The 6,276-nt window shown below is 69.1% G+C and carries 7 protein-coding genes; 2 read left to right on the plus strand and 5 right to left on the minus strand.

Annotation, left to right across the window (positions count from 1 at the left end; genetic code table 11):
- Position 1: 1 nt before the first annotated feature.
- The 5 genes from QM624_RS16510 to QM624_RS16530 all read right to left on the minus strand — a co-directional run bounded on the left by QM624_RS16510 (position 2) and on the right by QM624_RS16530 (position 4,575).
- Positions 2–1,045 (minus strand): ABC transporter substrate-binding protein, encoded by a 1,044-nt coding sequence (locus tag QM624_RS16510; RefSeq protein ID WP_415093791.1) that lies wholly within the window; start codon positions 1,043–1,045, stop codon positions 2–4.
- 117 nt (positions 1,046–1,162) lie between these two features.
- Entirely contained in the window at positions 1,163–1,861 is a 699-nt protein-coding gene (locus QM624_RS16515) for a response regulator transcription factor (protein WP_415093793.1), read from the minus strand.
- Positions 1,858–2,676, minus strand: coding sequence for a sensor histidine kinase (locus QM624_RS16520; protein ID WP_415093795.1), 819 nt, complete (start codon positions 2,674–2,676; stop codon positions 1,858–1,860). The genes QM624_RS16515 and QM624_RS16520 overlap by 4 nt, the downstream gene beginning before the upstream one ends.
- A gap of 131 nt (positions 2,677–2,807) precedes the next feature.
- Complete coding sequence (locus tag QM624_RS16525; RefSeq protein WP_415093797.1) at positions 2,808–3,893, minus strand: serpin family protein; 1,086 nt, start codon at positions 3,891–3,893, stop codon at positions 2,808–2,810.
- A 25-nt stretch (positions 3,894–3,918) separates the two neighbouring features.
- Positions 3,919–4,575: an FMN-dependent NADH-azoreductase gene (locus QM624_RS16530; protein ID WP_415093799.1), complete on the minus strand. Its 657-nt coding sequence runs from the start codon at positions 4,573–4,575 to the stop codon at positions 3,919–3,921.
- A 94-nt stretch (positions 4,576–4,669) separates the two neighbouring features.
- On the opposite strand from QM624_RS16530, the gene QM624_RS16535 reads away from it, so the two are divergent.
- Together QM624_RS16535 and QM624_RS16540 are read left to right on the plus strand one after the other, a co-directional pair.
- Positions 4,670–5,173, plus strand: coding sequence for a MarR family winged helix-turn-helix transcriptional regulator (locus QM624_RS16535; protein ID WP_415093802.1), 504 nt, complete (start codon positions 4,670–4,672; stop codon positions 5,171–5,173).
- A gap of 86 nt (positions 5,174–5,259) precedes the next feature.
- Positions 5,260–6,276, plus strand: a 1,017-nt coding sequence (locus QM624_RS16540) for a glycogen/starch/alpha-glucan phosphorylase (protein WP_415093804.1), incomplete at its 3' end; no start/stop codon positions are given.

Genomic DNA, 6,276 nt, shown 5'->3' on the forward strand with positions numbered 1-6,276 from the left:
CTCATTCCTTGGGCTGCGCCGCGACTTCGGCGTCGAAGCGTGCGGTGAGCTCCTTCTTGTGGGCCGCCGCTTTCGCGAAGTCGTAGTCGACGAGCTTGATCGTGTTCAGGTCGACCATGCGCGAGTCGAGCTTGGCGTCCGGGTTGGTCGGCAACTGGTAGGAGCCAGCGCCCGGGCCGAGTTCCTGCGCCTCTGCGGACAGTGCCCAGTTCACGTACTGCTTGGCGCCTTCGGCGTTCTTGCCTCCCTTGATGACCGCCACACCACCGATCTCGTAGCCGGTGCCCTCCTTCGGGAACGACACCTCCAGGTCGGTCATGCCGCGTTCCTTGTAGAGCACGCAGTCATGGCTGAACACCAGGCCGACGGCCACCTCGCCACGACCGGCGATCTGGCCCGGGGCTGTCCCCGACTTGGTGTACTGCAACACATTGGAGTGCAGCTTCTTCATCCAGTCGATGGCCTTGTCCTCGGAACCCAGCCGGGCGACCTGCGTCCACAGCGTGGTGAACGCGGTGCCCGAGGTCGACGGGTGCGCGGTGGAGACCTGCGACTTCAGCTTCGGGTCGAGCAGGTCGTCCCAGGACTGCGGCAGGCCCAAACCCTTGTCCTTCAGCCTGGCCTGGTTCGAGCAGAAGCCCAGCGCACCCACGTAGACGCCGGTCCAGTTGCCGTTCGGATCCTTGTACTTGGCGGGGATCTTGGCCGCGTTCTCGGCGGTGTAGGGCTCGATCAGCCCGGCCTCCATCGCGGCTCCGAAGCCATCGGCCGGGCCGCCGTGCCAGACGTCGAACTCCGGCGCGTTCTTGGTTGCCGTGAGGCGGGCCACTGTCTCACCCGAACTGAGCCGGACGAACGACGTCTGGATGCCGGTCTTGGCCGAGAAGGCGTCGGTCATCGCCTTGCACCACTCTTCGGTGGCACCACAGGCGACGGTGAGCGTGTTGCTCGAACCTCCCTGGGTGCCCGGCTCGACGGCGCAGCCGGCCAATGCCAGGGCGGCGACTGTGCCGCCCGCGAGCACGGCCCTTTTGATCCTTTTCATCCCGAAATCTCCCTTGATTCTGGGACCGTCAGCGGTCCTTGGCTGGATCATAGGAAGCACCTGAGGGGGCCGAACCCCTCGGAATCGGGACCGGGCGTCACCATTCGGTGACGTTTCTCACCGACCTTCGATCAGGCGGTATCCGCGACCGTGATCGGTGACGATCTGCATACCTCCGGTGGGCGTGGTGAGCTTGCCGCGGAGCCGATAGATGGCGGTTCGCAGCGACCCGCGGCCGCCCCATTCGGGTGCCGAGCCCAGCGAGTCCGCGAGCAACTCGACCCCGACGGTCTCGCCGGGCCGCTCCATCAGCAGCCAGAGCAGCCGGAACTCGGTGGCGGTCAGGTGCAGATCCCGGTCCTGGTAGCTGCCGGCGACCTGGGTGGCGTCCAGCCGTAACTCGCCGAGGCTGCGCCGAGTGCTGGCCATTGCCTGCGGATCCCGATGGCTCACCCGACGCAGGATCGCGGCCACCCGCAGCACCAGTTCACGGGGGCTGAACGGCTTCGTGACGTAGTCGTCGGCGCCGGCCTCGAGGCCTTGCACCCGGTCGGAGTCACCGCCCAGCGCGGTCAACAGGACGATCGGCACGTCGGAATGCTCCCGCACCCGCCGGCACAGCTCGATGCCGCTGGTGCCGGGCAGCATGATGTCGAGCACCATCAGCGCCACCGGTTCGGTGGTCAACGACCGCCAAGCCGCCCCTGCGTCGGCGGCGGTCACCGTCCGGTATCCGGCAGCCTGCAGCGCCACCTCGAGCACCTCGAGCATCCGCGGCTCGTCGTCGACGATCAGAATCGTGGAACGGTTCGTCATCGGCCCTCCTCGATCGGCCCGGGCCGCGCCTCGGCGGTGCGCGGCAGTGCGCACACTACGGCCGTCCCCCGGTCGGCCATCGTGTCGATCAGGCAACGGCCACCGTGCAGCTCGACGATCCGGCGGGTGATCAACATGCCCAGCCCCGTGCCCGTGTCAGTCGTGCCGGCCAACTCCTTGGCGAACAACTCCCGCCGCTCGGCCGCCGACATGCCCGTGCCGTCGTCGCTCACCGTGACCAGCACGCCGTCATCTGACGAACGCACTGTGACCGCGATCCGCACCCCTTCACCGGCGTGCCGAGCGGCGTTGGTGATCAGGTTGATCAGCGCCTGGCGCAACAGGTCCCGGTCACCCGGCAGCCGCGGGATCGCACCCCGGGCCGACAGCGTGATCCGGTTCGGGTAGAGCCGGCGCAGATCCCGGACCACCTCGGTGGCCAGCCGGCGCGGGTCGACCATTGACAGGTTGAGCCGGAAGATCTGCGCATCGATCTTGGCGTCGGTGAGCAGGGTCCTGGCCAGTTCTCCCACCTCGTCGGACTTCACCCGGATGGTGTCCAGCAGTGATTCCTGCCGATCGGTCAACGGTCCGGCGGCGCCGTCCAACAGGAGTTCACAGGCGCCGCCGATCAGCGACACCGGCGTGCGCACCTCGTGGCTCACCACGGCCACCCGGGCGGCGCGCTCGCGAGCCAGCACACGCCAGCGCTCGTTCTCGGACCGCAGCAGTTCCCGCTGGCGGCGGAACCGCCAAGCCAGGCCGGCGGCACTCACCAGCAGGACACCCAGGCAGGCAGCCAGAATCCAGGCCACGCTTCACCTCCGGCACTCAGACAACCGAGTTCGCGGGTCGCACGCTGCGCTGCGGCATGACCGGCCTCGGACCGATCGGCCGATTATCCCACGGGTGCCCGCCCGGTCCCAGGCTGGGTGGGCTTCAAGCCCTACGCAGCGTGTCCGTCCTCGGTCACCCAGCCGGCGACCAGCGGGGCACCGGTGGGTCGGTGAACGGCGACGAACCCGAACGGGCCGTCCAGGTCGACGCGGAGCGTACGGCCAGTCGGTGACAGCCGATTCGGCACCGAGCCGGCGAGGAGCGACATCGCGGTGGCCGCGGCTGCGGCGAAGCCCTTCGCCGAGAACCGGGCCATGATCGACTGCTTCGCCTGTCCGACCGTCAGCGGAACCGGGCTGAGACCGGGAAAATGCCCGCGGGTCTGGTCGGTCGCCGCCCGCAGTCCGAAGACGTCGGGGTGGGCGAGCAGGTCGTGCTCGGCGTTGAGTTCGAAGCTGGGCATGGACAGCGCCACGGTCGGCACCGGCGAGGTCGAGCTGACCACCCGCACCGACGGGGCCGGGCTGGCATCCAGGGCCGCTTCGGCGAGCAGGACGCCGCCGGGGGTGCCGTTCGCGGCCCGCAGGCCGGCCAGCAGCACATCGGTGGACGAGCGGTGCCGTTCGCCGGCGATCAACCGGACGTCCACGTCACCCTCGCCGAGCACGGTGACGATCGTCAGGGGGCCGTTCGGTGACTCGACGCGTTGCACGCTGTCCAGGTCATGATCGCGCCGGGTCAGCCACCACACCGAGCCGCGAGGACTGCTCTCGAATGGCAACACCCAGTCCGTCCGGACGGCGAGCGCGGAGGCCAGCACCAGCAGGACTCCGGCGTCGAGATCGACCGGCATCCGCTCGAGCAGGCCTCCGGTGCGTTCCGTCACCCAGGCATCCAGGGCGCGCTGGCCGGTCAGGACGCCACGCATCTCTGCCGGCACCGGCAGATCGGGCCGCAGCGGCACGTCCGACCGGGTCCACAAGCCCACCGCCATTCGCAGATCCGGCGTGTTCGGCAGGTCGGTCCATGAGCCGGAGGCGACCTGGGTCAGCTCAGCCCGGGCCGGGCCGTCCGCGACCTCCGCCAGCAGGGCGAGCAGCGGCCAGACCCCGAATCCGGAGATGACCGTGCTGCCCGTGCCGGGCAGCTTTTCGATCCACCGGGCCGTCAGCCGACTGACCTGTGCGACGTCCATGCGGCCCAGTCTGCCGCGCCCGGGATCAGGCGGCGTCGGCCTGCTTCTCGACCTGGACGGCGAGCTTCCGACCAGCCGCCACGGCGGCCTGCTCGGCCTGCTGCTGCAGGCTGTCGGCCAGCTCGACCAGGCTGGCCATCGCCGGGCTGACCCGGGCCAGGGTCAGCTCCCGCTCGATCACGGTCAGGTCGGCGCCCCACACCTCGCCGACGATCCGGCGCAGGTAGTCGATGCTGTGGTCCCAGCCCTCCTTCGGGGTGCCGGGGCCGTAGCCGCCGCCCCGGGTGGCGATCAGCACGGTGGGGGTGCCGTCCAGCAGCCGGGTGCCGGTCGGAGCGCCCGCGATCGCCACGTCGATCCAGGTCTTCACATGCTGCGAGACGCCCCAGTTGTAGAGCGGCAGAGCGAGCACCACGGCGTCGGCCGAGGTGAGTTCGTCGGCGAGCTCCTTGGCCTGCGCGACGGCGGCTGCCTGCTCGGGCGAGCGATCGGCCTCGGGGGTGAACGACGCACCCACCGCGGTGGCCCACAGGTCGGCCGGCAGCGGATCGGCGCCGAGGTGGCGGGCCTGCACCGTCGCGTCGGGCTGGCCGGCGACGAACTCGGCGGTGGCCAGGTCGGCGAGCGCGCTGCTGGCCGAGCGCGGGCCCTGGATGCTGGCGTCGATGCGGAGAAGTTTCACGGAAGGCTCCTGGAGGATGTGTTGTTGAATGTTCAAATCACTGTAGTCGACCGGATTTGAATGTTCAACTGACCCTTCGGGGTACGCTGACGGGATGGCCGAGCAGACGTCTGAGCCCCGTTGGCTCACCGACGAGCAACTCCGCCAGTGGAAGTCGCTGTTGGCCCTGATGATGGCGCTGCCGCCGGCGCTCGATGCGCAGCTCAAGCGCGACTCCGGCCTGAACAGCTTCGAGTACCACGTGCTGGCGAGGCTGAGCGACCAGCCCGCCGGCAAGCTGCGGATGAGTGAGCTTTCCGCCTACACCCAGGGCTCACCCTCCCGACTGTCGCACGCCGTCGCCCGGCTCGAACGGGCCGGCTGGATCGAACGGCACAGCGCCGAAGCCCGCTGCGTCAACGCCCACCTCACCGAGGCCGGACGTCGCAAGCTGGTCGAGTCGGCACCCGCCCACGTCCACGAGGTGCGCCGACTGGTGATCGACCTACTCACCCCCGAACAACTCGACGCGCTGGGCGAGGCGGCTCGCCTCGTGGTGAGCCAGATCGAGCCCGACTGGATCAACGCCATGGAGCGCCACCCGGCCGGCGACTGCTGAAGCACATCGATCCGCCCTGTTTCGCACACGTCTGCGATCATGGGCCGATGTGCTGGCGGTAACACTGGTTGGCTACGGTATCCCTCATGTCTGAGTCACGCGCGCCCGAGTCAGCCCCTTCGCCGCTCACCCCGGCCGATGAGACGCCCGCCGTCGGGCCGGACCGCAGGGGAGTTCAATTCCCGCAGACCCACCCGCTCGCACTGGCCCCGGTGACCCCGCCGCCGCACACCGTCGACGGCTTCGTCAAGGAATTCCTGCATGAGTTGAACACCGACCTCGGTGTGGCGCTGTCCCGGTCGTCGATCAACGATCAGTACACCGCCCTGGCCCACACCGTCCGCAACTACCTGACCGCCCGTTGGCTGGAGACCAGCCGCAAGCAGCGCGAGAACTCGCCCAAGTCGGTCGCCTATCTGTCCGCGGAGTACCTGCTCGGACGGCAGCTGGGCAACAACCTGCTGGCCGCCAACCTCAACGACGTCGCCGACAAGGCGCTGCAGACCTGTGGCCTCAGCCTGGCCACGCTGCGCGCCCAGGAGGTCGAGCCCGGTCTCGGCAACGGCGGCCTGGGACGGCTGGCCGCCTGCTTCATCGACTCGCTGGCCACCATGAACGTGCCCTGTATCGGCTACGGCATCCGCTACGAGTACGGCATCTTCCGGCAGACCTTCGTCGACGGCGAGCAGGTCGAGCAGCCCGATTCGTGGCTGACCCTGGGCAACCCGTGGGAGATCCCCCACCCCGAGTCGGCCGTCCAGGTCAACTTCGGCGGCAGCACCGAGACCTACGACGACAACGGCGTCGAGCGCACCCGCTGGGTGCCGGCCTGGAACGTGCTGGGCGTCCCCTACAACTACATGGTTCCCGGCTACCTCAACGGCCGGGTGAACACGCTGCGGCTGTGGAGCGCGCAGGCCACCCAGGCGTTCGACCTGAGCATCTTCAACGCCGGCGACTACGCCCAGGCGGTGCGTGCCCAGACCTTCGCCGAGAACATCTCCAAGGTGCTCTATCCGGAGGACTCCACCCCGCAGGGCAAGGAGCTGCGGCTGCAGCAGCAGTACTTCTTCGTGGCCTGCTCGCTGCGTGACTTCATCGAC

Source organism: Micropruina sp. (genome assembly GCF_047606365.1).
GTDB lineage: Bacteria > Actinomycetota > Actinomycetes > Propionibacteriales > Propionibacteriaceae > Micropruina.